The sequence below is a fragment of the Arthrobacter sp. Y3221159 genome (genome assembly GCF_059089885.1).
Genome location: NZ_JBNHFC010000013.1, coordinates 1 through 25,854, shown reverse-complemented (window position 1 = coordinate 25,854; position 25,854 = coordinate 1). Strand labels below are relative to the sequence as shown.

Below are 25,854 nucleotides of genomic sequence, written 5' to 3'. Positions count from 1 at the left end.
TGCCGGTAAAGTGGAAAACATGGCGACTCGTAAGAACCCCTTATTCGATACTGCCACCACCCTCGGAAAGATCCTAGTTTTCCTTGGCGTGAGTGCGATTTGCGGTGTCCTGGTAGCTGGCCTGTTGGTCCCCGCGGCCGCAGTTTCGGGCAGTGCTGCAAGCGGTTCCATCGAGTTCTTCGACACACTACCGGCGGAACTCAAGGTTGACCCGCCGAACCAGACCACCAGGATCCTGGCGGCGGACGGCAGCGAGATTGCCAACGTCTACACGGAGAACCGCACCAAGGTCGCCTTGGACCAGATCTCACCGTTCGTGAAGGAAGCCGTCATCGCCGTCGAGGACAGCCGTTTTTATGATCACGGCGGCGTGGACACCACCGGCATCCTCCGTGCGCTGGTCAGCACCGCGCGCGGCAACCGCCAGGGTGCCTCCACTATCACGCAGCAGTACGTGAACAACGTCCTGAACGCCAACCTCGCGGCCGAGGGCAACGAGGACCAGATCAAGCTCAACGGCGTGAACAAGGGCGTGGGCGACAAGCTCCGCGAAATGAAGCTCGCCATCGCCCTGGAAAAGGAATTCAGCAAGGAGCAGATCCTTGAGGGCTACCTGAACATCGTGTTCTTCAACCGGGATGCCTACGGCATCGAGGCTGCTTCCAGGTTCTTCTTCAGCACCTCCGCCAAGGACCTCACGCTCCCCCAGTCCGCACTGCTGGCCGGGCTCGTGAACAGCCCGTCCGCGTTCGATCCCATCAACAACCCGGAGAGCTCCAAGCAGCGCCGCGACCTGGTGCTGGGACTCATGCTTGACCAGGGCAGGATCACCCAGGCCGATTACGACGCCGCGGTGGCCACTCCCGTGGAAACCAAAGTGACCCCTGCCCGCCAGGGCTGCGCTTACGCTTCCACGGCACCGTACTTCTGTGACTACGTCCTGCACCTGCTGGAAAACAACCCCGCCTACGGCGCGGACCCCAAGGAGCGCCAGCGCCTCATCTATGGCGGCGGCCTGACCATCACCACCACATTGGACCCCACCGCCCAGGCCGCGGCCCAGGAGCAGGTCAATGCCTCCGCCGGCGCCAACCCGGACAAGTGGGGTGCTGCCATGGTTTCCGTGCAGCCGAACTCCGGCAAGATCATTTCGATGGCGCAGAACACCACCTTCCTGCCTGCCGAGGGCTCTTTCGACTCCCAGGTGAACTTCAACGTGGACAAGCTGGACAAGGACGGCAACGACCTTAACGGCCTGGGGGGCGCGCAGCCCGGCTCCACGATGAAGCCCTTCACGTTCGCCGAATGGCTCAACGAGGGCAAGTCCATGAACACCGTGGTGAATTCGGCCCAGCGCGTCTACCCCCTGAGCTTCCCCTGGCGCCACACCTGCGGCAAGGTAACCGGTGGTTACAGCACCGCCCAGAAGAACCAGGGCCTCGGCACGGCTGATGACCTGCAGAACGCCGAGCCGCAGTGGTACCGCCCGCTGTCCGTCCTTGAGGGCCTCTACAACTCCATTAACACCGTGACCTTCGCCTCGGCGGCCCAGCTGGACTTCTGCGGAATCCAGAAGATTGTGGACGCCACCGGCCTGCACGGCGGCCTGCCCGCTGAGGGGGAACCGAACCCGAAGATCAACATGTCCCTCCTGGGCAACCTGCTGGGCTCCACGCAGACCTCCCCGCTGACCATGGCCAGCGCCTTCGCCACCTTCGCGAACGACGGCAAGTTCTGCGAGGCCATCGCCATCACCTCCGTCACTGACGCAACGGGCAAGCAGCTGCCGGCACAGTCCACCAGCTGCCGGGACGCCGTCAAGCCTGAGGTTGCGCGCGGCGTGAACTACGCGCTCCAGGAAGTCCTCAACCGTGGTTCCGGCTCACTGATCCAGCCCCGGATCTCCACCCGGACCAACTTCCCCATCGGCGCCAAGACCGGTACGTCAAACATGAATGAATCGACGTGGGTTGTTGGCCACACCACCGGCCTGGCCACCGCGGCCTGGTTTGGTGATCCGCTGGGCGCCCAGAACCGGCCGGGCCAGAACATCACCGTAAACGGGAAGTTCTACAAGGGCATTGACGGCTACATGATCGCCGGCCCGATGTTCTCCAACTTCATGTCCCGCATCGCTCCCGCCTATGGCACAGAGCCGTTCCCGGCACCGCCCGGCAACCTGCTCAACGGTTCCAGCCGCAACACCACGCCCGCCACCACCGCCCCCCAGGCGAGCCAGGCGCCGGCTCCGGCACCGGCACCCGCCCAGCAGCCCACCCAACAGCCAGCGCCCCAGCCGACCGGCAACGGAAACGGGAACGGCGATGACAACGACAACGGCAACGGAAACGGCTAGTCGTGGCCCTGAATGAGCTGGCCGGCCGCGTCCGTACCATCGGGCGCGGCTTTGCCGTCACCGCAGGAGCCGGGGCGGCTGTCGGACTGGCCGCCGCCGGGTACGGGCTGTGGGAAAAGAACCAGTTCGTGCTGCGTGAAGAGACGCTGGAGATCCTGCCTCCGGGCCGGGACCCGTTCCGCATCCTCCACCTCAGCGATATCCACTTTGTCCCCGGGCAGCAAAAGAAGGCAGCCTGGTTGGAGTCCCTGGCCGGACTCCAGCCAGACCTGGTGGTGAACACCGGCGACAACCTGAGCCACGCCAAGGCGGTGGATCCGCTCCTTGCCGCCCTGCGCCCGCTGCTTGAGTTTCCCGGCGTTTTCGTCCCCGGCTCCAACGACTACTTCGCCCCCAGCCCTAAAAACCCGGCCTCGTATCTGATGGGACCGTCAAAGGTCAAGCCCAAGACCGTCCCCCTGGACTGGCCGCGGCTGCGGTCGGGCTTCGGGATGGCCGGCTGGATCGACCTGACCAACCGCCACCAGTCAGTGGTCCTTAATGGCATGCGCTTCGATTTCTCCGGCGTGGACGATCCCCACCTGAACCGCGAACGCTATGCGGGCTGGCCCAAGGGAACCATCAACCAGGATGCCAACGACCACCTCAAGATCGCCGTGATCCATGCCCCTTACCAGCGCGTGCTTGACCACTTCACCGAAAGCGGCGCGGACCTCCTGCTCGCCGGCCACACGCACGGCGGCCAGCTCTGCATCCCCGGCTACGGGGCGCTGGTGTCCAACTGCGACCTCCCCGCCTGGCGTGCGAAGGGCCTGAATGACTGGTCCAGCAATGGAAGCACGACGCCTGTCAACGTCTCGGGCGGCATCGGCACCTCCCGCTTCTCCCCGGTCCGGATCGCCTGCAAACCTGAGGCAGTCCTGCTGACGCTTACCTCGCCTGCCTGAGCCGCACCAGCCGCAAGCCATCACGGACTGCAATAAGTAAGCAAGCGTGCCGACCGGGCTGTAAACCCTGTGAATCGTCCAAGGCCATGGCATAGGGTAGTTGCTAAGGGAAACTACCTTCGATTCAGAGCTTGAGAAGCGGGCATGGCCGAGCAAACTCCATTTTTTCGATCCATCAGCCGTCTCTATCCCCATGTCCGCGCCATCATTCCCCGGCTGCTGCTGGGCCTTCTCTGCGCCCTCCTTGCCAGTGTGGTTGCCCTGGCCATTCCGCAGGTCCTGAGGGTCCTCATCAACGAATCCCTGAAGCCCGGCGGCGCCACGCAAGCGGTCTGGACTTCCGCCGGCCTCATCCTGGTCCTCGGCGTGGCGGAAGCAGGCCTGGTGGCGCTCCGCCGCCAATTCGTCATCAACCCGGCCACCACAGTGGAAACCCGGATGCGGGTGTCCCTGTATGGCCATCTGCAGGATCTCACCGTGTCCTTCCACGACCGCTGGGGCTCAGGCCAGCTGCTGTCCCGGGCCATGACGGACCTGAACTTCCTGCGCCGGTGGATGGCCTTCGGCGCCATCATGCTGGTGGTCACTACCCTGACCGTCATCATCGGCATTGCCATCATGTTCGCCATGAGTTGGCAGCTGGCGCTGATCTTCCTGGCGGCCGCGGCGCCCATCATGGCCTACAGCTTCCGGTTCCGGACACGCTTCAGCAAAGTTACCCGCCGCAGCCAAGACCAGGCCGGTGACCTCGCCACCACGGTGGAGGAATCGGTTCACGGCATCCGCGTGCTGAAGGCCTTCGGCCGGAGCCGCGAAGCACTGGAAAGCTTCAACGAGCAGGCCGAGGAGCTCCGCCAGACCGAGATCCAGAAGGCCCGGCACCAGGCAACCTTCACCATGGTGGTCACGCTCCTGCCGGAGCTCGCCCTCGGTGCCGGGCTGGTGGTGGGCGTGATGCTCTGCGCCACCGGCCAGCTGGACATCGGTGCGCTGGTGGCATTCTTCGCAACCGCAGCCGTCATCGCCTCCCCCGTGGAGTTCTCGGGCATGCTGCTGGCCATGGCACTCACGGCCAAGACCGCCGTCGACCGCCATTACGAGGTGATGGACACGGAGAACACCATCACCAGTCCACCCGAACCGTGCATGCCGGAGAGGCTGGACGGTGCGCTGCGCTTCAACAACGCGTCCTTCGCTTTCGACGACGCTCCGGACAAGCCCATCCTCAAGGACATCGACCTCGAGGTCCGGCCCGGCGAAACCATGGCCCTGGTGGGCATCACGGGCAGCGGCAAGAGCGCCCTGATCCAACTGGTGCCCAGGCTGTATGACGTTACCGCCGGCGCCATCATCATCGACGGCGTGGACCTGCGCGCGTTCGACGTCGCGGAACTCCGGCGCATTGTGGGTGTGGCCTTCGAGGACACCACCCTGTTCTCCAGCTCCGTCAGGGACAACGTGCTGCTGGGCGCCCTGGAGCGGACCGACCACGTCCTCGAGGAAGCACTGGATGTGGCACAGGCGCACTTCGCCTACTCCCTCCCGGAGGGCGTGGACACCCTGATCGGCGAGGAGGGCCTCAGCCTCTCCGGCGGCCAGCGGCAGCGGATAGCACTGGCCCGCGCCATTGCAGCGCGCCCACGCATCCTGGTCCTGGATGATCCCCTGTCCGCCTTGGATGTGCACACCGAGGAACTGGTGGAGATGCGCCTGCGGGAGGTCCTCAAGGACACCACAACACTGATCGTGGCCCACCGGCCGTCCACCGTGGCCCTCGCTGACCGCGTGGCGCTGCTGGAGGAAGGCCGCATCACCGCCGTCGGAACCCATACGGAACTGCTGGCAGGCAACCACCACTACCGGTATGTCATCGCCAGCCTGGACCAGGAACCCCGGGATCTGGACTCGGAGCTCTCGGACCTCGAGGACCATGCAGAGGAAGCCATCCGATGAGCACCGCCACGTTCGGCACCGCCAATGAGGACAACGCCCACCTGAGCAAGAGTGACAGCAGGGCGGTACGGCGCCGGTCGCTCGCCCTGCTGCGGTCCCTGATCCGTCCGGTGCGGGTACGGTTCTGGCTGACTATCGCCACTGTGGTCCTTTCGCAGGCGGCCCGAGTGGCGGGCCCGGCGCTCATCGCGTTCGGCATCGACCACGCCCTGCCCGCGCTGCGCGCCGGGGACAACCTTCCCCTGGTGCTCACCGGCGTCGCGTATCTCCTGGCAGCCATCGCGACGGCGGGACTCACCGCCCTGTACGTCACCTCCACGGCGAAGCTCAGCCAGTCGATGCTGCTGGACCTGCGCGTCAGGGTCTTCCGCCACACGCAACGCCTGAGCCTGGAATTCCACGAGAAGTACACCTCCGGCCGGATCATCGCCCGGCAGACCTCCGACCTTGAGGCCCTCCGCGAACTCCTCGATTCCGGGGTGAGCTCGCTGGCCTCGGGCCTGCTGTTCATGGTGTTCACCGCCGTCACCGTTTTCGCCCTGGACTGGCGCAGCGGCCTGCTGGTGCTGGCCGCCGGCGTGCCCATGTTCCTCCTGGCCCGCTGGTACCAGAAGCACTCGCAGATCGCGTTCCGGCAGTCCCGGGTGGTGTCCGCCCGGCTGATCGTGCACTTCGTGGAAACCATGACCGGCATCCGCGCCGTCAAGGCGTTCCGGAAGGAACGGGAGAACGCCGAACAGTACGGGCAGCTCGCCGAGGACTACCGGCAGGCCACCGTCCGCTCCATCAACCTCAACGGCATCTTCCAGCCCGGGCTGGTGCTGATCGGCAACGTCTGCGTGGCCGTCGTCTTGCTCTTCGGCGGCTTCCGGGTCCTCGGCGGCGACCTTGCCGTGGGCGTGCTGCTGGCCCTGATCCTGTCCACCAAGCGCTTCTTCCAGCCGGTGGACCAGATGGCCATGTTCTACAACTCGTTCCAGAGCGCCCAGGCTGCCCTCGAGAAAGTCTCGGGACTGCTCGAAGAGGTGCCAACGGTCCGGCCGCCCCGGAACCCCGTGGCGCTCAAGGACGCCGCCGGCGAGATCGACTTCAAGGACGTGGAGTTCCGGTACGGCGACGGCCCTGTCATTGTTCCGACGATGAACCTGCATATTCCTGCCGGGCAGACCGTCGCCCTGGTGGGCCAGACCGGGGCCGGGAAGTCCACCCTGGCCAAGCTGATTGCCCGCTTCTACGACGTCACGTCCGGCTCGTTGACCCTCGACGGCGTGGATCTGCGGAACCTCAGCACCACTGACCTGCGGCGGAACATCGTGATGGTCACCCAGGAGGCCTTCCTCTTCAGCGGCTCCGTGGCGGACAACATTGCCCTGGGCCGGCCGGAGGCCTCCCGGGCGGAGATCGAGGAAGCGGCCAAGGCGGTGGGCGCCCACGGCTTCATCATGGCCCTGCCGGAGGGCTACGACACCGATGTTAACAAGCGCGGCGGGCGCGTGTCCTCCGGGCAGCGGCAGCTCATCAGCTTCGCCAGGGCCTTCCTGGCAAAGCCGGCCGTGCTGATCCTGGATGAGGCCACCTCGTCACTGGACATCCCCTCCGAGCGGCTGGTGCAGAACGGGCTGGCCCGGCTGCTCGCCGGCACCGGATCCGCGGGAAGGACTGCCCTGATCATCGCCCACCGTCTGTCCACTGTCGAGACGGCGGACCGAGTCCTGGTGGTGCACGACGGCCGCGTCGTGGAGGATGGCAGCCCCACCGAGCTGACCCGCGGCGGGGGCAGGTTCGCCGAACTTCACGGAGCCTGGAAGGACTCACTGGTCTAGCCCCGGGTACCGGGGTCCGGATTTCACATCGAGGCCGGGCATCAGCTATCCTTGTAAAGTTGCTTTTGCAGCGGATCGGGATGTAGCGCAGCTTGGTAGCGCGCTTCGTTCGGGACGAAGAGGTCGCAGGTTCAAATCCTGTCATCCCGACCAAAGGGAAAAAAGAGGGTCTTCTGAGAAGGCCCTCTTTTTTGTTTCGTTACCTAGCGCAATATTCCCGGTATGCAAGTCAAAAGGGCCCCACGCGGATCCATCACCAAACCTTTACACCTGGACCAAAAGAAAAGCCCCGGAGCAGGGCTCCGGGGCTTTTCCTCGCCTCCTTGGTGAGGAGGTTCCTACATGGGGTTGGGCCAGTTTCCTGTGTACGTGGTGTACGAGGTGTCGCTGGTCTCAGTGCTGGTGTCGGTGCTCTTGTCCTTCTTCTTGTCCTTGGTGGACATGGGGTTCGGCCAGTTGCCGGTGGCAACAACATTACCGGAATTATCCGCCAGAGAACCCGCAGACAGTACGGCCGGAGCCGCGGCAGAAAATGCTAGGGCGCCAGCCAGGACCGTGGCCGTGACCAATTTCTTGAACATGTTGGTTCCTCAATACGAGTCGGATTCGTTACAAAGTCAGCACTGCCCTTGTTGACATACATTGTAAAATGTTTTCCACAGGCGCTGTCAAGCGCTATTTCTGAGCTGTCCGGAACAAGGAGGAAGTCCCGTGGGCAACGGATTCGGGGAGAAGCTCCGGGCGGAGCGCTTGGAGCGAGGCCTCACGCAGGCCGAACTGGGTAAGGACCTGTACTCCCCCAGCTACATTTCACTGCTCGAAACCGGCCGCAGGGAGCCCACCGCTGAGGTCATTGAGGAACTGGCCCGCCGGCTGGAGCTGGCTCCCAAGGCGTTGGAGGCGTGGAGCCAGCCGATCTCCGCCAGCGACGCCGAATACGTCCTTGCCGGCCTCTACGCCAGGCAGGCCTGGGACCTTCGGGACTATGCCCTGGCGGCCAGCCACGCCGCCACGGCCGCGCAGCTCGCGCTCGAAGGCCGGAACACGAGCGCCTGGTGGAACATGACGTACATGCAGGCCGAGTGCCTGATGAGGCAAGACGACCTCACGGAGTGCCAGCGGATCGTGGAAAGGCTCATCGAGCACCCCATGGCCCGGGAATCGGTAGGGCTGGGCGTCCGCGCCCACCAGATGCTCGCGGCAGTCCTGCAGCGCCGCGGGCAGTTGCCGGCTGCCGTGGAGGAGGCAATGGAAGCGGTCAGGCTGTCCGAGCAGCTGCCGAAGAGTTCCACCATCATCACCGGCGCCCTGCGGGTCCTGATCGGGGCACTGGCGGAGAGCGGCCGGCTTGAAGAGGCCTGGAAGTACTGCCAGAAGCTGCACGAGCAGGTGGATGAAGAGGCCATGACGCAGCTTGCCGGCGAAGTGGCGTGGGTCATCGGCAACGTGGCGTTCATGCGCCACGACTACGTGGAAGGCGTCCGGCACCATGAGCGGGCGGCAAAACTGCTGTCCCCCGCCAATGACATCGAGATGTGGGCCCGCTTCAACAAGGCATCCGCCGCCGTCAGGCTGCAGGCCGGCATTGTTGAGCCGGAAACCCTCTCATCCATCGAACGCGCGGAGCTTGCCTTCTCGATCGTCAGCGGGACCAAGAGTGATGCGCTGGAGGTCGCCTTCATCCGCGCCCGGTGGCTGTACCTCACCGGAGACATCGTTGCCGCCGTCGAAAAACTCCGCGAGATCCATGCCGACCGCACTGCCCTGGCCAAGCACACCGCGGGCGAGGTTTCGCTTCTGCTCGGCAAGTCCCTTAAGGCTGCCGGCGAACCCGACGAAGCCCTGGTGCACCTCGAAGAGGCGCAAAAGGCCTTCAGCGCCGCGGGCGCCGGGGACCGCGTCCAGCAGGCGCTGGACGCGATCCTGGAAATCCGGCTGGCACAAAAGCGCGCCGGATCAACCCCCAAACCCGCCAAGCAGGCCGGTTAGCCAGGCCGTCCGCCGGAGCAGCCGGGGCTCCGGTCAGACGAAGGTTTTGCCGGTGATTTTCTCGTAGGCCTCGACGTAACGGCTGTGGGTGCGTTCAACAACCTCGGCCGGAAGCGCCGGCGGAGGCGTGTCCGAGGACTTGTCCCATCCGGATTCGGCAGATGTCAGCCAGTCCCGGACGTACTGCTTGTCGTAGGACGGCTGAGCCTGCCCCGGCTTGTAGGTGGCGGCATCCCAGAACCGGGAGGAATCCGGTGTCAGCACCTCGTCGCCCAGGGTGATGGACCCGGAGACGGCGTCGTACCCGAACTCCACCTTGGTATCGGCGAGGATGATGCCCCGTTCGCGCGCGATGCGCTCCGCCGTCGTGTAGATCTTCAGGGTCAGTTCGCTGAGCCGGCCCGCGATGTCATCACCCACGAGGGCCACAACGGCGTCATACGTGATGTTCTCGTCATGCTCGCCCACTTCGGCCTTGGCCGAGGGCGTGAAGATGGCATGCTCCAGCCTGGAACCGTCCACCAGCCCCTCCGGCAGCGGGATGCCGCAGACGGTGCCGGACGCCCGGTATTCCTGCAGCCCGGACCCGGTGAGGTAGCCGCGCGCGATGCATTCCACCGGGAACATGTCCAGCTTCTTGCAGATCATGGCGCGGCCCTCGACCTCTGCGGGCACGCCGCCCTCAACCGTCGAGGCCAGCACATGGTGCTCCACGCCCAGCTGGTCGAACCACCACAGGCTCAGCTGGGTGAGGATGCGGCCCTTGTCCGGAATCTCGCTGGACAGCACATGGTCGTAGGCGCTGATGCGGTCGCTGGCAACCACCAGCACGCATTCCTGGCCCACCTGCTGGACGATGGACTCGTCAGCGGGCTCGTACAGGTCCCTCACCTTGCCGGAGTAGACGTGCTTCCAGCCCGGGAGGTCCAGGGTGCTGGTGTTGAAGCCGCGCGGTGCGGGGGTGTCCGTCATGTCAGGCCTTCGCTTTCGTCACGGGCAGGGAACCGGTGGCTCCGTACGGAACCGTGATTTCCCCGCGGGCTGCTTTCCCTGCAATGTCAGTGCGGTACTGCGAGCCTTCCAGCTGCACCAGCTCCACGCCGTCGTAAGCCCGTTCGCGCGCCTCCACCAGGTCGCTGCCCAGTGCGACGACGGCGAGCACCCGGCCGCCGGCGGAAATGACCTTGCCCTGGTCGTCAAGGGCGGTTCCGGCATGGATGACGTGCACGCCCTCCAACTCCTCCACCTTCTTCAGCCCCCGGATACGGTCGCCGGTGCGCGGCGTGTCCGGATAGTTTTCCGAGGCCACGACGACGGCGACGGCGGTTTCCTTCGCCCAGCGCAGCTCCTCCGCCTTGTCCAGTTCGCCCTTCGCGGCCGCCAGGAGCAGGGAACCGAGCGGCGTCTTCAGGCGGGCGAGGACGGCCTGGGTCTCCGGGTCGCCGAAGCGGACGTTGAACTCGATGACGCGGGTGCCGCGTGACGTCAGGGCGAGTCCCACGAACAGGACGCCCACGAAGGGGGTGCCGCGGCGGGCCATCTCGTTGACCGTGGGCTGGGCAACCCGCTCAAGGACTTCCTCCACCAGGCCGTCCGGAGCCCATTCCAGGGGCGTGTATGCTCCCATGCCGCCGGTGTTGGGGCCTTCGTCGTTGTCGAAAATGCGCTTGAAGTCCTGGGCCGGAGAGAGCGCCACGGTGTTGTGGCCGTCGCAGAGCACGAAAAGGGAGACCTCGGGCCCGTCCAGGAACTCCTCGATGACCACCGAACCGCCGGCGTCGAAGCAGGACTGCGCGTGGGCGAGGGCCTCGTCGCGGTTCCTGGTGACCACCACGCCCTTGCCGGCGGCAAGCCCGTCATCCTTGACCACGTACGGGGCGCCGAAGGTATCAAGCGCCGAGGCCGCTTCCTCAGCATTGGAGGCCACCATGGCCATGGCTGTTGGAACACCGGCTTCAGCCATGACCTCTTTGGCGAACGCCTTGGAGGCCTCCAGCTGTGCAGCCGCCTTGCCGGGCCCGAACACGGGGATCCCGGCGTCGCGCACGGCATCCGCAACGCCCGCGGCGAGCGGGGCCTCGGGGCCAACCACCACCAGGTCAACTGCGAGCTTGGTTGCGAGCGCCGCCACGGCGTCGGGATCGTTGCCGTTGATGTTGTGCGTGGGGACCAGCTTGCTGATGCCTGCGTTGCCGGGCGCTGCGTGGACCTCGGACACGTTGGGGTCTGCGAGCAGGGAGCGGACAATGGCGTGTTCGCGGCCTCCGGGGCCGATGACGAGTACCTTCACAGTCACCAAGGGTACTTTGTGCACCCTGCCCGCTCCTAAGCTGTGACCGCTTCCGGATCCCGCGACAAGTCCGCCGCCTGTGCCGCTCCGAACAACTGCCATGACGAAGCTTCGGAACTGGCTCAAAGGCCCACCCGCACTGTCTGCGCTGGCAGGGGTGGTGGCGGCCGCCGTCGTCCTTGCCGTTGCGGAGCTGGCTGGCGCATTCTTCACCGCCCGGGCAGCACCGCTGCTCGCCCTGGGCTCAACATTCATCGACTTCACGCCGCCCTGGCTCAAGGATTTCGCCATTGCCACGTTCGGCACCAACGACAAGGCCGCCCTGTTTGTGGGCATGGGGCTGACCATCGCCGCGCTCGCCTGCGTCCTGGGCGTGGTGGCCTACCGGCGGTGGGCCCTGGGCGTCCTGGGCGTCCTGTTCATGGGCGCGGTGATTGTGGCCAGCGTGGTGACCCGCGCCGGCGTCGAACCGGTGGATGCGGTGCCCAGCGTGCTCGGAACGCTCGCTGGCCTGGTGGTGCTGCGGCGGCTGCTGGCCCCGCTGCATGGCATGAAACAGTGGCCGGAGGCACCGGCCGATGCTGCCCCAGGCAATCCGGCAACCAGCCGCCGCCGATTCTTCGCTGCGGCGGGCATCACCGCGGCGGCCGCCGGAATCGCCGCAACGGGAGGACGCCTTCTCGGTGCCGCCCGCAGCAACATCGCCAAGGCCCGGGAGGCCCTCCAGCTGCCGTCCCCGGCCAAGGCCGGGCCCCCCGTTCCCGCCGGCGTACAGTCCGACGTGGCCGGCGTGCCGCCCTGGGTGACCCCCAACAACGAGTTTTACCGCATCGATACCGCCCTTAGCGTGCCGGAGATAAACGCCGAGGAATGGGAGCTCCGCGTCCACGGACTGGTGGAGGAGGAGGTCCGCCTCACCTTCCAGGATCTGCTCGACGCCGACCTGATCGAGTCCCACGTGACCCTCACCTGCGTGTCCAATCCGGTGGGCGGCAACCTGGCGGGCAATGCGAAGTGGCTGGGCCTGCCCATCCGGGAGGTGCTGCGCCGGGCCCGGCCCAGGGACGGCGCAGACATGGTACTTTCCACCTCCATCGACGGCTTCAGTGCCTCCACCCCGCTGGAGGTCCTGCAGGATGACCGTGACGCCATGCTGGCAATCGGAATGAACGGCGAACCGCTGCCGCTGGAGCACGGCTACCCCGTGCGGATGGTGGTCCCGGGCCTGTACGGCTTCGTGTCCGCCACCAAATGGGTGGTTGACCTGGAAGTGACCCGCTTCGCGGACAGCAAGGCGTACTGGACCGAGCGTGGCTGGTCCGAGCGCGGTCCCATCAAGACGATGGCACGCGTGGACGTGCCGAAATCGTTCGCCAAGGTTCCGGCCGGAAAGGTCGCGGTGGGCGGCACAGCCTGGGCCCAGACCCGCGGCATCACCAAGGTGGAGATCCAGATCGACAATGCGGACTGGGTGGAGGCGGAGCTGTCCACCGAGGCATCACTGGTGACCTGGCGCCAATGGTCCTACGAGTGGGATGCCGCCCCGGGCGCCCACTACATTAAGGTCCGGGCCACGGACGGCACCGGCGAGGTGCAGACGGACCAGCGGGCCGACCCCGTGCCCGACGGCGCATCCGGCTGGCAGTCCGTGATGGTCACGGTGGAGTAGCACCTTCCGCGATATTCCTGCGGACGGCCCCTAGACTGGCACCATGCCGCACAATCCGCACGCCACGTTCACCGTGGACTCCGCCGTCGAACTGGCCGTGATCGAGCGCAGCGGTTTCGTGGAGTCGCGGCACATCGGCTCAGCCGTCCTCCTGTCCGCCGACGGATCGGTGGTCACCGAGCTTGGCGACATCAACACGCCCATCTACGCCAGGTCCGCCCTGAAGCCGTTCCAGGCGCTGGCGGCCATGCAGTCCGGCGTCCCGCTGCGCGGAGCCCAGGTGGCGATTGCCTGCGGCAGCCACACCGGATCGCTGGACCACATGGACGTGGTAGCCGGAATGCTGAAGGCTGCAGGTGTCCGGGAGGACCAGCTCCAGTGCCCGGAGGCGTGGCCGCAGGACGAGACGGCCAGGAACTGGCTGGTCCGCTCGGAAAAGGGCAAGTCACGGCTGGCGTACAACTGTTCCGGCAAACATGCGGCCTTCCTCTGGGCCTGCACTGAAAACGGCTGGGACACCCACAGCTACCTCGAGCCCAACCATCCGCTGCAGCAGCGGGTCCGCACCGTGATCGAGGAATACACGGGCGAGAAGATCGCCCACCTGGGCATCGACGGCTGCGGCGCCCCGGTGGCGGCAGTTTCCCTGACGGGCGTGGCCCGGGGCTACTCGCAGCTGGCCAAGGCTCCAGGCGACCAGGCATACAGCGCCCGCGCAGCCACCATTGCAACCTCCATGCTGGATTACCCGTGGGCAGTCCAGGGCGTGGGTGAGGCCAACACGATGGTGATGGACGAGCTGGGAATCATTGCCAAGATCGGGGCGGAAGGGGTCCTGGCCATGGCCACCGCGCAGGGCGTGTCCGTGGCGGTCAAGATCCTGGACGGCAACGTCAGGGCCACCTCGCTGGTGGCCCTGACGCTCCTTGCCGCGGCCGGCGCCGTCGACATTCCGGGCGTCGCCAGTGTCCTGGAACGGGTGGTGGAACCGGTTCTCGGCGGCGGACGGCCGGTGGGCAGGATCCGGCTCGGACCCGCCCTATCAGCCCTGCTGGACTGACCCCTCCGCTTCCTGCCGTGCCAGTGCGGCCTGGTACGGCCGGCCCAGGGCACGGTATTCCCAGCCGCAGGCACGGTACCGGCCTGCATCAAGGGCGTGCCGGCCGTCAACCATCCGGCGGTGCCGGACCAGGCTGCCCAGGTAGTCCGGTTCGGCGGACCGGAACTCGTCCCACTCCGTCAGGAGCGCCACCACGTCGGCGTCCCCGACGGCGGAGGCCAGTGAAGCCGCGTAGTTCAGGTCCGGATACAGCCGGTGTGCATTGGCATTTGCCTCAGGGTCGTACACCGTGACCAACGCCCCTTCCAGGTAGAGCATCCGGGCTACGTCCAGGGCGGGTGCGTCGCGGACGTCGTCGGAGTTCGGTTTGAAGGCGGCACCCAGCGCAGCCACCCGGACCCCGGCCAGGTTTCCCCCTGCAAGTTCCCGTACCAGGTCCACGGTGCGGACGCGACGTCGGTTGTTGATCGAGTCCACTTCGCCCAGGAAGCTGACAGCCTGACCCACCCCCAGCTGTTCGGCCCGGTGCTTGAAGGCGCGGATGTCCTTGGGCAGGCAACCGCCGCCGAAGCCGAGCCCGGGCTTGAGGAACCTGCCGCCGATCCGGTCGTCCAGGCTGAGGGCTTGGGCCAGCATGCTGACGTCCGCGGAGGTTGCCTCGCAGACTTCGGCCATGGCGTTGATGAAGGAGATTTTGGTGGCCAGGAAGGAGTTTGCTGCCACCTTAACGAGTTCCGCCGTCGGCATGTCCGCCACGATCAGCGGGGTGCCTGCCGCCAGCAGCGGTTCGAAGGCCTGCCGCAGGATGGATTCAGACCATTCCGATGCCACCCCGAACACCAGCCGGTCCGGGTGCAGGGTGTCCTGCACGGCGAACCCCTCACGCAGGAACTCCGGATTCCAGGCCACCTCCAGCTCCGGCCCCAGGGGCGAGATGTCCGCAACCATCCCCGCGAGCCGGGCGGCTGTACCAATGGGCACCGTGGATTTCCCCACCAGCAGGGCCTTGCGGTTGATCCGCGCCGCGAGGCCGGCAAAGGCGGCGTCCACATAGGTCAGGTCCGCGGCCGACGAGTTGGGCGCCTGGGGTGTTCCCACACAGATGAAGTGCACGTCGCCGAACTGCGCCACCTCGTCCAGGTCGGTGGTGAACATCAGCCGCCCGGATGCCAGCGCCTCGTCCAGCTTCTCCGGAAGCCCGGGTTCATAGAAGGGGACTTCGCCGGCGGACAGTTGCGCGATCTTGCGCTGGTCAACATCGAATCCCAGGACGTCAAAGCCCATGACCGCCATACAGATGGCGTGCGTGGCACCGAGGTAGCCGGTCCCGACCACCGTGATTTTGGGCGCACTGAAGGAAGGAAGGGTGTTCATTGGTTTCTCGATTCCGTCTCGGAGGGAGGAGCGGGTGTTGCGCCGGATGGCCGGCAGGTCCCCTAGCTGGTACAGGTGATGTTGGACAGTCCCTGGCCAGCCTGCGAGGCTGTGTTGCTGCAATCGACGATGTTGTCGCGCGCGGGTTTCAATGAGTAGCCGAGTCCGGGCCCGTTGACTTCGGCCACGTTGCCGCGGAAGACGTTGTCCGTGCCCCAGCCGTCAATAATCTCGTGTGTCTGGAATCCGTCCTGCGGCGAGTTCCTGCCGGAATTCGCCTCGATCTTCCAGCCCCTGCCTTTGACGTCCACCCAGGAGTCGGCCTCCGTCATGCCCGTGCCGTCAAAGACGTTCCCGGCCAGGACACCGCCGGATGTGCCTTCCTTGATGTCGACGCTTTCGGCGGTGGTGTTGGAGACCGTGTTGCCCCGGATCTCGTTCCTGTCGCTCTTGTCAGGTTCGCAGGAGGCGACGCCGCACCAGTTGCTTTCCGCGGTGCCGATGTAGATCCCCTCACCGAACTTCGGCTTTCGGAGTCCGGCGCCGCGGATGGTGTTGCCGGTGATTTTGTTGTCGGTGCTGAACTTCCGCAAGTGGATGGCTTCGTCACCGACGTTTTCGATCGTCAGCCCCTGGAAAACCGAGTGGTCTGTTTCATCGGCCATGACACCCTTTTGCCCGTTCCGGACGGTGAAGCCCTGCAGTACCCAGTACGAGGCCTGTTCCACGTGGAGGACGTAGCCGTCCTCCACGCCGCCGCCGTCAAGGACAGCCCCCTGCCCGCCGCAGAGGGTTATCCGCTGCCCTGCGGTTCCTGCCCCGGTTGCCCGGAAGTTGCCCAGGTAGGTGCCGTCAGCCAGATGAATGACGGTGCCGGGCGCCGGGGCGGCCAGGGCGGCGGCGAGCTCCGCCGCCGTCGTCACCGTCACTGTCGTGGGAGGGCATGGCGCGGGGACGGCCGGAACACTGGCGCCGACGGAAGGCGCGGGGCCTTCTAGGCTTCCGTCCGTCCCTGCCGGTGGTGCGCCGCCGCCTTGGGGTCCGGTGTCCTCAATGCTCATGATGGCCAGAGCTCCAATCACCAGGGCGGCCAGGACTGCGGCGAGCGCTGCCCAGGCTCCGGGTGTGATCCGGCGGCTGGTCACGTCGGCTGCCTCACGTCGTCGTATGCCACCACTCCCCTGCCCAGGGAGGTCAGCGGGACGTGGTCCGCGTAGGGGCTGCGGATGACGCGCTCGGCGTTCCTGCCGCGGGCGACGGCGGTGACCAGCAGTAGCGCCGCGAGGACCAACCAGATGAAGGTAAGGGGCTGGAAAACGGATTTGACCGCCCGTTCCACCGTGAACGCAGGAGTCCAGGCCAGAACGTCGTTTTCGCCCAGCGACGCTCCTGCCGACGCTTCCATCCAGATGGCGGTGGACCCGTTGCCGGCGATGGAGTTGCCGGACACCGTGGTCGTGGGCACCTCCCCCAGCAAGCTGATGCCGTGGTTGGAAATGCCGTTCAGATGGTTGCCGCTGATCCTGGCGCCGGCGTCGCGGACATAGATGCCGGTGTCGCCCCCGGTGATGGTATTGCCGCTCACCTCGGCGGTGGAGCCCGCGTCCCGCACGGCAATGGACTGGCGGGCGTTGTCCGCCAGTCTGTTTCCCGTGATGGTGACGCCTTTGGCGCCGTCAGCTGCCACGATGCCCACTTCGCTGCCTGTCACGCGGTTGTCCCTGAGCGCCAGCGCGGTACCGCCGATGACCTCGATCCCATAACGTGCGTTGTCTTCGAAGGTACTGCCAGCAACGGTGTTGCCGCCATAAACGTCGACGGCGGTTCCGACGGCGTTGGGACCGTCCGCCAGGGCGCGCCCGTCCAACGAGATCCCGTTCCGTCCGTTGCCCGCGGCCTGCACCCCGTCCAGCGTGACGCCCCGGGTGGAGCGTCCCACGCTGATGCCGTCCACGGCGTTTCCGGATGAGATGGTGGCGGTGATGGTGGCGTTGGAGACAAACCGGTGGAGCACCAGGCCATCGACGAGGCTTCCGGTGATGGTGGTGTCCCGCACGGCGATGTCCCTGGCGTTGGTAACGAAGAGGCCGAAGGCGTTGTTGCGGAGCCGGACATTGTCGATTCCCGCCGTCACCATGCTGTAGTCCTGTGCTGATTCCTGGGTGAGGGTCGCCAGGTCCGCGTCCGGCAGGAGACGGGCGCCGCCGGTGGCGGCCTCCGTTTCGGCTGGCGTCGGCGGTTCCCCCGTGAAGGTGCCCACAGCGTCGGTGCCGGTGAGGGAAAGCCCACCGGTATTGCCGCTCCAGAAACCCATGTCGGTTACGTCCGCGGAGGCGAAGGAAGCGTGGCCGCCCAGCACCCTGATGTAGGCGCGCCCGTCCACGGTGCTTCTGTCGGGCGCGCCCTTTGTACTGTCCCAGCTGGTGATGTTGACACGGGCCGGTTCGGAGCCGGCGAGCGCGAGGGACCCGCCGAGGGACACGATGGACACGAAAGTCTCCGGCCCGCTCTCCAGCCGCAGGTTCAGGGCCGCAGCAGGGTCCGGCGGGGCAAGGGACAAGGAGGCGCCGGCAAGGACAGCGATACTTTCGGACAGCAGGTACGCACCGTCGGAATGCAGGCGGAAGGCATTGGGGGCAAGGGCGAGCAGGTCGGCCACGGTGTACGGCTCACTCCTGGCGGGCAGGACCAGCGTGTAACTGGATCCTGTCCGGATCCGGTAGGGACCTTCCAGCCCTTCCACCCGCCAGCGTGCTGCCGACGCGATGGTCCGGACGTAGACCAGGCGTTCATCCTCCTGTTCTACGAGCCGGGCTTCACTGGCCGGGTTGCCCGGGTACAGCACGCCCTGCACGTTGCCGTTGGCCGCTATCTCGTTCCGGCCCAGCGCCTCCGCGGCAGGGTCCCCGCCCGGGGTGCCGGCGTAGATGAAGCCCGCTGCCCCCAGCACCGCGGTGAGGCCTGCCGCTGCGATGGCCCGCCGGGCCCTCATGCCGCCACCTCCCCCGTGCTGAGGGTTCGGGCGTCCTGGCCGTCGCCGCCCGTCTGGTGGGCGTGGCGGGTGAGCCAGCCCTGCTTGTTCATGGTTACGAAGGCGTACATCTTGATGGGCAGCGCCACCAGGATCACCGTCAGGGCCAGGACCGGCAGGATCAGGAGGTCCTTGGGGTGCCGGCGAAGGTGGGAGATGCCGCGGATCCCACGGCCGAGGAGTAGCCAGCAGGCGGCGGCGCCGACACCAAAGGGGGTGGGATCCAGTCGGTGGAAGATGAGGTACACCAGGGTGAGGCCCATGGTGACAGGGGTCAGCAGGATCTGCAGGACCGTCACCTTTGTCACGAACGGGACCCGCCACAGCCATCCTTTGGCGATGGCCGTCAGGTAGCAGCGGTAGGAGTTCCGGCTCCAGCGGATACGTTGTTTCATGAACGCCCGGAAGCTGGCGGGGAACATGGACAGGGCCCGGGCCGATGACTGGTGGACTGTCCTGTAGCCGGAGGCCAGGACCAGCCAGGTGAGGCGGCCGTCGTCGCCGGAGATGCAGCGGCGGCCCATGAAGTACTCGTTTTCCAGGTGCTCGATGACGTCCAACACCGCGCTTCGGCGGTAGACGGCCGTGCGGCCGGAAACGCAGGGAACGGCGCCTGCGCGGCCCATGGCCGGGACATAGTCCAGGTACCTGACGTTGACCAGCCAGTCCGCGATGCGGCGCCAGATGCTGGTGTCCCGCTGGTACACGTTCTGGTGGGTGCCCACTGCTCCCACCAACGGGTCCGCAAAGGGCATCTGGACATTGGCGAGCAGGCCGGGCTGCCACCACGTGTCCGAGTCCGTGAGGACCAGGATCTCGTGCCGGGCCATCCGCATGCCCACTCCCAGGGCGGACCTTTTGCCCAGGTGGTGGAACAGGACGGGGCGGATGGTGCTGTCACCGAGGGCGGTGATGCGCTGGTAGGCCTCCAGGTCCTCCACATCAAGGACAATGATGATCTCGTCCGGCTTCTGCTGCCGCCAGGACTCCAGCGCACCCATCAGGATGTCTGGATCCTCATGGAACGAGGGGACAATCACCGACGTCGACGCCCGGAAGTCCGTGACGATGGGGCCTGCCCGGTGGGACAGTACGAAACGGTACAGCCAGAGGCCCCAGACGATGACGCCTGCCACGGCCAGCGGAAAGTAGGGCGAGAATTCTGCGTAGAACTCACTGAAGCTGCTGCCGATGAGTAGCTTGAATGCGTCGTCGATGTAGGGCGGAAGAGTAGGCATGGGCAGTCCTTCGCTGGGGAAAATCAGTGAGGGAATCGCCGGCTGAACGGCCGGCGCTAGGTCTTGCCGCCACGGAAAGATGTGGCGGGCCCTGGATGATGCCCCCGTTTCTTGAGGGTCCGGGCTTCTGCTGCCGGCTCTTCGATGAGCCTTCCTTACGAGCATGCTCGATCGGGTTCGGATCCCACCAGTCACCGCGGTACTCTAATTGCCCTTGCGGCTACCCGTCTTTCCGGTGGACCGCTACTCGCCCATTCAGGGCGCAATACTGAGAATTCCTACCGGATGGGAGCCGGAAACATGGCTGTAGCACGCCGTCGGATCGATGTTGAGGAAGGCGCGGCGGCGCTGGCCGCATGGCGGAAAGCCGCCGAATCGCCGTCGGACGCTCCGCTGCCCCGAACTGTGCTGGCTACGGCTGTGCGCTTTTCACTGGAGGAAGTCACCGCCCGCGCACCCGGCAATTCGGTGGAGGTGCGCGTGCCGCCGTTCGGTGTCACGCAGTGCGTGGAAGGTCCCCGGCATACGCGCGGCACCCCGCCCAACGTCATTGAGTGCGACGCCGCCACCTGGCTTGGCATGGTGACGGGACAGTTGGGCTGGGCGGAGGCCGTCGCTGCCGGCAAGGTGGCAGCGTCCGGGCTGCGCGCGGACCTCTCGGAGCTCCTCCCCCTCTAAGCTCCTTCCCTGCCTTGAAGTTTTTGTCCAGATATGGCGAGTTATGTCCGCCTGAACCCGCCGTATCTGGACAAAAACTCAGCGGTGCCAGCCCTGTTTGCGCAGCGCCTGACGGACCCTGGACACCACCCACTCCGCACCCCGCTCCATGTCGATGCGGTTGATCTTCACCTGCCGCCACCCGGCCTCACCAACGCGCTGGTCCCGGTACGCATCCAGCCCCTGCTGTTCCGGCGTCAGATGGTGCAGGCCCTCATACTCAAGGCAGGTCCGGAACCGGGGACAGCCCAAATCAGTCCAGACGGGTCTGCCCAGCGCATCATCAACCCGGCAGTTGGGCAGGAACTCCGGCAGGCCGGCGTCGTCCAGCTCAGTCGCAGCCTCGTTTCCGGCGGTGAGTCGACCCCCACGCGCAATTGCTCCAGTGCTTCCCTGGCCTTGCGCACGCCATGAATCCCGTTCGCCCCTTCCACGAATTTCCTGAGTTCCCGCAGGGATACCATTGGCAGCCTTGCCTCTCCGAAGCTTCTGCTGTGCTCGCTGACGATGGCGTCCCCGGCAACTATGAGGTCATCCAAAGGCAAGATTGAACCGAGGTCCACCCACGTCCGGGCGACTGACGTAAGCCTCAACCCATCAACATCGATGAGGTCACCGTCCCGGATCTTCAACCGGTGACCCGCAACTCCTTTGCGCCGGGGAAGCGTTCCGCCGCCGCGACGAGACAAGTGCAGGAACCTGCCGGGCTCACGGAAATGCGCGCCTGATTTCTTGCCCCAGGGAACAGGTTCGACGACGGTGGTTACTGGCCCGCCGCCGTCGGGCCGGAACTCGGCCCACGGGGGCAGGGGAAGCCGAAGAATCTCCGCGGCGGTGGTGAGGCTGGCAAAGGTATCCGTGTCGAGACACGTGTGGGAACGGACAAGGGCAGCGATTTCGGGCGAAAAAGACTTCGGTACCCGGATGCCCCGGCTGGGCCGGTAAAGATCGGCCCCCTTCAGCCGGCTCGGCGACATTCCGGCCTGCACCGCGTCCGGAAGGACGAAGGGCCTATCGCTGATTTCCGGAGGCAACGGTGAAAGTCTTCCCATGCATCCATTGAGTCACCAACGGACCACCGGTGATCACTTATCCACAGCAAGATCCCCGGCTCCGGGAATTTTTGTCCAGAAATGGCGGGCTCGCGGCCACGGAAGTCGCCATATGTGGACAAAAACTCTATGGGTGGGAAGGAGAAGGGGTCAGCCGCGGCCGATGAAGGGCATGCCCGCGGCGGTTACCACCACTGAGCCCACGCTGGCTGTTGGCGGCATGTTGGCCATCATCAGTACCGCCCGGGCTGCGTCCGCCACCGGAAACATCGGTTCCACCCGGCGGCTGCCGTCCGCCTGGAGTGCGCCCGAGCCGACGCCGATAGTGTCCATGATCTCCGTGGCCGTGTTGCCGATATCTATCTGGCCGCAGGTAATGCCGAAACCGCGACCGTCCAGTTCAATGCTCTTGGTCAGTCCCGTCATCGCATGCTTGGTGACGGTGTACGCCACAGTGCGGGGCCGGGGCGAGTGCGCGGAGATGGAGCCGTTGTTGATGATCCGCCCGCCCTGCGGCTCCTGGGCCTTCATGATCCTGACGGCGGCCGCCGCGCACAGCATGGACCCGGTGAGGTTCACGGCCACCGTGGCGTTCCAGTCGTCCACGCTGATCTCATCCACGCTGGCCGCCGGGCCGAACACGCCGGCGTTGTTGAACAGCACGTCCACCCGGCCCCATTGCTGCCGGGCGGCCTCGAAAAGGCGCTCGACGTCGTCGGGCCGGGTGACGTCGCACGGCACCACCAGCGCGTCCGGGCTGCCGTCCGCCGTTTCCTTCAACTGCGCCTCGCGGCGCCCGGCGAGGGCCACCCCGTAACCGTCCGCCAGCATCTGCCGGGCCACTTCACGGCCGATGCCGGAGCCGGCCCCCGTGACGACGGCGATGCGGCCGACGGGACGTGCAGTGTTCACGCTGTTCTCCTGGAGTTGCTAGAGCGGGGCGGGTACGGCGGTGCTGTTCAGCGGCCAGCCTATGACGGTCTTGGGCCGCGGCGCAGCGTACGTCCGTACCTTGGAGGTGGACAGGCCCATCCGGACCAGGGATTCGGCGATGGTCACTGCCGAGGCAACGCCGTCCACCACGGGCACGCTGGCGCGCTGCCGGATCTGCTCGTCCAGGCCGGCCATCCCGCCGCAGCCGAGCACGATCACCTCGGCCTTGTCCTGCGTAACCGCCAGGAGGGCCTCGTTGATGATGGCTTCCACCGCCCGCTCCGGTTCCTCCTCAAGCTCCAGGACGGCCATGCCGCTGGCCCGCACTGACGCGCACCGGGCGTCCAGGCCGGCCAGCTTGAGCCGGTCCTCGATCAGGGGAACGGTGCGGTCCAGCGTGGTGACCACGGAGTACTTGTGCCCCAGGAACATGGCGGTGCTGGCGGCTGCTTCGGTGATGTCCACCACCGGGACGTCCAGCAGTTCCTGCAGTCCTTCACGCCCGTGCTCCCCGTAGCCTGCCTGGATGACGGCATCGTACGGTTCAGGGTAGGAGGTGATGGCGTCCATGACGGCGATGGCTGCAAGGTAGCTTTCGAAATTGCCCTCACAGGAATCGGCGCCGAACCGGGGCGTGATCCCCACAATCTCGGTGCCGGTGGCCGCAACACTGCGGGCCGAAGCGGCGATGGAGTCGGTCATGGATGCGGTGGTGTTCACGTTGGCTACGAGGATGCGCATGGGAGTCCTTAGTGGGTGCTGGCGACGGCGATTGCCTCGCCGTCGCGGTCTTCGAGCGGCTGCGAGCGGTCGGCGATGAAGAAGTACACCGCTGCCGCAATGCCGGCGGCAAAGAACCAGGCGAAGGGGGCGGCGGAGGCCAGTGCCGGCACAAAAGCGATAAGGAGGGCGACGGCGGCCGCCGGCACCATGGCGGTGATCGCGCGGGGGTTGACGCCGTTCCGGTAGAAGTAGGCACCCTCCGGGGCGGCCGTGTACAGCTCGGGAACGTTGACCTTGCCGCGGCGGATCAGCCAGTAGTCCGCCATTACGACGCCGAACAGCGGGCCGAGCAGGGCGCCGAGGCCGCCCAGGAAGTACACGATGACCAGCGGGTTGTTGTAGAGGTTCCACGGCAGGATGACCAGGCCGATCACGGCGCTGACGATGGCGGCCTTGCGGAAGTTCAGGTGCTTGGGGAACAGGTTGGTCAGGGCGTAGACGGGTGCCACGAAGTTGGCCATGAGGTTCACGGCGATGGTGAGGATCAGCAGCGCCAGGCAGGCCAGCACCAGGAAGAGGGTATTGGGGATGGTCTGGACGATGTCGGACGGGCTCTCGATGATGGTGCCATTGATCTTGAACTGCCCACCGGCCATGACCACCACGATGGCGCCGAACACCAGCATGTTGATGGGGATGCCCCAGAAGTTGCCGCGCACCACGGCCTTCTTGGAAACGGCGGACCGGGTGAAGTCGCAGAAGTTCAGGACGAACGTGCCGTAGATGGAAACCCAGAGTGAGCCGCCCGCGAAGATGGTGAGCCACATCTCGGGCCCTTCGAGGGCGTTGTTGGAGGACCAGGCGATGGCGCCGCCCGCCTCGACGAAGATCCAGACGGCGATAGCCGCCATGGTGGCCAGGATGACGGGACCGGCGAAGGCCTCGTACTTGCGGATCATCTCCATCCCGAAGCTGACGATCACCAGCTGGACCACCCACAGGACCAGGAAGGCCAGCCAGCCCAGCGTCGAAAGGCCCAGGACCGAGTCCTTGTCCAGTTCCGCCAGGGCGGGGAACATTGCCACGAGCATGACACGGAAGACTACGGAGGCCAGGTAGGTCTGGATGCCGAACCAGGCCACGGCAACCGCGCCGCGCAGGAGGGCGGCGATCTGCGCGCCCCTGATCCCGAAACTGATGCGGCTCATGACGGGGAACGGAACGCCCGTCTTGACCCCCATGAAGCCGGAGAGGTTAAGGAGGCCGAACAACAGGGCCGCCCCGATGCCCAGTGCCAGCAGGATCTGCCATCCGCCGAGGCCGAGTGCGAACAGGCCGATGGCAAAGGCATAGTTGCCGAGGCTGTGCACGTCATTGGCCCAGAGCGTGAAGATGCTGTAGCCGGACCAGCTGCGGCCGGCGCGCTTGGTGGGGGCGAGATCGACGTTGTAAAGCGTTGGGCTGATGGCCTGGCCGGACGCTGCACTGGCCGATTCGCAGAGGGCTTCGACGCTGACGGAAGGGTGGGTGGAGGCAACTGACGGCGCTGTCAGGTCCGGAGCCGCGTCAACGCCCGCCGGTGGAGGGGTCTGCATAGGGTTTCTCAATTCTGAAAGGGTCCGCGGTGGTGAGGCCGGCCCTGGAGCCGTTTCTGTTATTCCACTCTGCGGAATCAAGATATTGAATAGTGAAAGCAAGAGTATGATGTGGGTCACCAGCGGTCAAGCATCGCACCGCCGGCCGCCCGGTCATAATCGGTCGGAAGCTGCTCCCAGGGCCCTTCGGGCCGGTCTGAAGCCCGTCCTTATTGACCCGGTCCCAGGCAACTAGCTAATCTCGTAAAGCAAGAATGTTTTCTCACAATACGAAAACATGAGCCATTCGACGATGAAATGAGGCTCCCGTGGCTGCAGGAGAAGATACCTCCCATATCCTCAGCGGGTTGACTAACCAGCTGCCTGATCGTGATCCGGAAGAGACTGCCGAGTGGGTTGAGTCCCTGGACGCGCTGATCAGGGAACAGGGTACCGAGCGTGCCCAATTCATCATGCGGAGCCTGCTGCAGCGCGCGGGCGCGCAGAGCGTCGGGGTGCCGATGGTGACCACCACCGATTACGTGAACACGATCCCCGTGGACCAGGAAGCACCGTTCCCGGGCAACGAGGAATACGAACGCCGCTACCGGGCATACATGCGCTGGAACGCCGCGGTGATGGTGCACCGGGCGCAGCGGCCGGACATCGCCGTCGGCGGGCACATTTCCACCTACGCCGGCGCGGCCACCCTGTACGAGGTCGGGTTCAACCATTTCTTCCGCGGCAAGGATGCCCCCGGCGGCGGGGACCAGGTGTTCTTCCAGGGCCACGCGTCCCCGGGCATGTACGCCCGCGCGTTCATGGAAGGCCGCCTCTCGGAGGAGGACCTGGACGGGTTCCGGCAGGAAAAGTCCCGCGAGGGCCATGCCCTGTCCTCCTACCCGCACCCGCGGCTGATGCCGCAGTTCTGGGAATTCCCCACCGTTTCCATGGGCATCGGGCCGATGAACGCGATCTACCAGGCCCAGTCCAACCGGTACCTGCACAACCGGGGCCTGAAAGACACTTCTGACCAGCAGGTCTGGGCGTTCCTGGGCGACGGCGAAATGGACGAGCCCGAATCCCGCGGCCTGCTCCAGCTCGCCGCGAACGAGAACCTGGACA

At 66.0% G+C, this 25,854-nt stretch carries 19 protein-coding genes, 1 tRNA gene and 1 pseudogene; 10 read left to right on the top strand and 11 right to left on the bottom strand.

All coding sequences use genetic code 11. The annotated features are described in order from the left end of the window. Positions 1-19 precede the first annotated feature (19 nt). From AC5RT3_RS14120 to AC5RT3_RS14100, 5 genes are all read left to right on the top strand, one after another. Entirely contained in the window at positions 20-2,356 is a 2,337-nt protein-coding gene (locus AC5RT3_RS14120) for a transglycosylase domain-containing protein (RefSeq protein WP_494124475.1), read from the top strand. A gap of 2 nt (positions 2,357-2,358) precedes the next feature. Beyond that, a complete protein-coding gene (locus AC5RT3_RS14115; RefSeq protein ID WP_494124474.1) occupies positions 2,359-3,303 on the top strand; it encodes a metallophosphoesterase in 945 nt (314 codons plus the stop codon). A gap of 144 nt (positions 3,304-3,447) precedes the next feature. Further along, positions 3,448-5,256 carry an ABC transporter ATP-binding protein gene (locus AC5RT3_RS14110; protein WP_494124473.1) on the top strand — a complete coding sequence of 603 codons (1,809 nt, stop codon included), beginning with the start codon at positions 3,448-3,450 and terminating at the stop codon, positions 5,254-5,256. After that, positions 5,253-7,079 carry an ABC transporter ATP-binding protein gene (locus tag AC5RT3_RS14105; protein ID WP_494124472.1) on the top strand — a complete coding sequence of 609 codons (1,827 nt, stop codon included), beginning with the start codon at positions 5,253-5,255 and terminating at the stop codon, positions 7,077-7,079. Before AC5RT3_RS14110 ends, AC5RT3_RS14105 begins: the two co-directional genes overlap by 4 nt. A 76-nt stretch (positions 7,080-7,155) precedes the next feature. Next, positions 7,156-7,232, top strand: a tRNA-Pro gene (locus AC5RT3_RS14100). A gap of 185 nt (positions 7,233-7,417) precedes the next feature. Here AC5RT3_RS14100 and AC5RT3_RS14095 read toward each other — a convergent pair. After that, positions 7,418-7,660 carry a hypothetical protein gene (locus AC5RT3_RS14095; RefSeq protein WP_494124471.1) on the bottom strand — a complete coding sequence of 81 codons (243 nt, stop codon included), beginning with the start codon at positions 7,658-7,660 and terminating at the stop codon, positions 7,418-7,420. A 130-nt stretch (positions 7,661-7,790) separates the two neighbouring features. Here AC5RT3_RS14095 and AC5RT3_RS14090 point away from each other — a divergent pair, with 130 nt between their 5' ends. Then, positions 7,791-9,068: a helix-turn-helix domain-containing protein gene (locus AC5RT3_RS14090; RefSeq protein WP_494009933.1), complete on the top strand. Its 1,278-nt coding sequence runs from the start codon at positions 7,791-7,793 to the stop codon at positions 9,066-9,068. Positions 9,069-9,101: 33 nt separating this feature from the next. Here AC5RT3_RS14090 and AC5RT3_RS14085 read toward each other — a convergent pair whose 3' ends face one another. Together AC5RT3_RS14085 and purD are read right to left on the bottom strand one after the other, a co-directional pair. After that, positions 9,102-10,040: a phosphoribosylaminoimidazolesuccinocarboxamide synthase gene (locus AC5RT3_RS14085; RefSeq protein ID WP_494009932.1), complete on the bottom strand. Its 939-nt coding sequence runs from the start codon at positions 10,038-10,040 to the stop codon at positions 9,102-9,104. 1 nt (position 10,041) lies between these two features. Next, a complete protein-coding gene (gene purD, locus AC5RT3_RS14080) occupies positions 10,042-11,358 on the bottom strand; it encodes a phosphoribosylamine--glycine ligase (RefSeq protein ID WP_494124534.1) in 1,317 nt (438 codons plus the stop codon). Positions 11,359-11,458: 100 nt separating this feature from the next. On the opposite strand from purD, the gene AC5RT3_RS14075 reads away from it, so the two are divergent. Next, positions 11,459-13,027, top strand: a complete 1,569-nt coding sequence (locus AC5RT3_RS14075) for a molybdopterin-dependent oxidoreductase (RefSeq protein WP_494124470.1) — start codon at positions 11,459-11,461, stop codon at positions 13,025-13,027. A 43-nt stretch (positions 13,028-13,070) separates the two neighbouring features. Beyond that, positions 13,071-14,087 carry an asparaginase gene (locus AC5RT3_RS14070; protein WP_494124469.1) on the top strand — a complete coding sequence of 339 codons (1,017 nt, stop codon included), beginning with the start codon at positions 13,071-13,073 and terminating at the stop codon, positions 14,085-14,087. Here the strand turns inward: AC5RT3_RS14070 and AC5RT3_RS14065 are convergent. The 4 genes from AC5RT3_RS14065 to AC5RT3_RS14050 all read right to left on the bottom strand — a co-directional run bounded on the left by AC5RT3_RS14065 (position 14,070) and on the right by AC5RT3_RS14050 (position 19,730). Continuing rightward, positions 14,070-15,461, bottom strand: a complete 1,392-nt coding sequence (locus AC5RT3_RS14065; protein ID WP_494124468.1) for a UDP-glucose dehydrogenase family protein — start codon at positions 15,459-15,461, stop codon at positions 14,070-14,072. The genes AC5RT3_RS14070 and AC5RT3_RS14065 overlap by 18 nt on opposite strands. A 62-nt stretch (positions 15,462-15,523) precedes the next feature. After that, positions 15,524-16,606, bottom strand: a complete 1,083-nt coding sequence (locus AC5RT3_RS14060) for a right-handed parallel beta-helix repeat-containing protein (protein WP_494051721.1) — start codon at positions 16,604-16,606, stop codon at positions 15,524-15,526. Beyond that, positions 16,603-18,453: a right-handed parallel beta-helix repeat-containing protein gene (locus AC5RT3_RS14055; RefSeq protein ID WP_494124467.1), complete on the bottom strand. Its 1,851-nt coding sequence runs from the start codon at positions 18,451-18,453 to the stop codon at positions 16,603-16,605. Before AC5RT3_RS14055 ends, AC5RT3_RS14060 begins: the two co-directional genes overlap by 4 nt. Continuing rightward, a complete protein-coding gene (locus tag AC5RT3_RS14050; RefSeq protein ID WP_494051723.1) occupies positions 18,450-19,730 on the bottom strand; it encodes a glycosyltransferase in 1,281 nt (426 codons plus the stop codon). Before AC5RT3_RS14050 ends, AC5RT3_RS14055 begins: the two co-directional genes overlap by 4 nt. 300 nt (positions 19,731-20,030) lie before the next feature. Between AC5RT3_RS14050 and AC5RT3_RS14045 the strand changes: the two genes are divergently transcribed. Beyond that, a complete protein-coding gene (locus tag AC5RT3_RS14045) occupies positions 20,031-20,408 on the top strand; it encodes a sterol carrier family protein (protein WP_494009925.1) in 378 nt (125 codons plus the stop codon). Positions 20,409-20,486: 78 nt separating this feature from the next. Here the strand turns inward: AC5RT3_RS14045 and AC5RT3_RS14040 are convergent, their stop codons facing one another. The 4 genes from AC5RT3_RS14040 to AC5RT3_RS14025 all read right to left on the bottom strand — a co-directional run bounded on the left by AC5RT3_RS14040 (position 20,487) and on the right by AC5RT3_RS14025 (position 24,750). Next, positions 20,487-20,699, bottom strand: a complete 213-nt coding sequence (locus AC5RT3_RS14040; RefSeq protein WP_494124466.1) for a putative endonuclease domain-containing protein — start codon at positions 20,697-20,699, stop codon at positions 20,487-20,489. A gap of 950 nt (positions 20,700-21,649) precedes the next feature. Beyond that, positions 21,650-22,411 (bottom strand): SDR family oxidoreductase, encoded by a 762-nt coding sequence (locus AC5RT3_RS14035; RefSeq protein ID WP_494124465.1) that lies wholly within the window; start codon positions 22,409-22,411, stop codon positions 21,650-21,652. An 18-nt stretch (positions 22,412-22,429) separates the two neighbouring features. Next, positions 22,430-23,173, bottom strand: a complete 744-nt coding sequence (locus tag AC5RT3_RS14030) for an aspartate/glutamate racemase family protein (protein ID WP_494102677.1) — start codon at positions 23,171-23,173, stop codon at positions 22,430-22,432. Positions 23,174-23,181: 8 nt separating this feature from the next. Then, positions 23,182-24,750 (bottom strand): NCS1 family nucleobase:cation symporter-1, encoded by a 1,569-nt coding sequence (locus tag AC5RT3_RS14025; RefSeq protein ID WP_494009921.1) that lies wholly within the window; start codon positions 24,748-24,750, stop codon positions 23,182-23,184. 308 nt (positions 24,751-25,058) lie between these two features. On the opposite strand from AC5RT3_RS14025, the pseudogene AC5RT3_RS14020 reads away from it, so the two are divergent. Then, a pseudogene (locus tag AC5RT3_RS14020) lies at positions 25,059-25,854 on the top strand (pyruvate dehydrogenase (acetyl-transferring), homodimeric type); the annotation flags it as partial.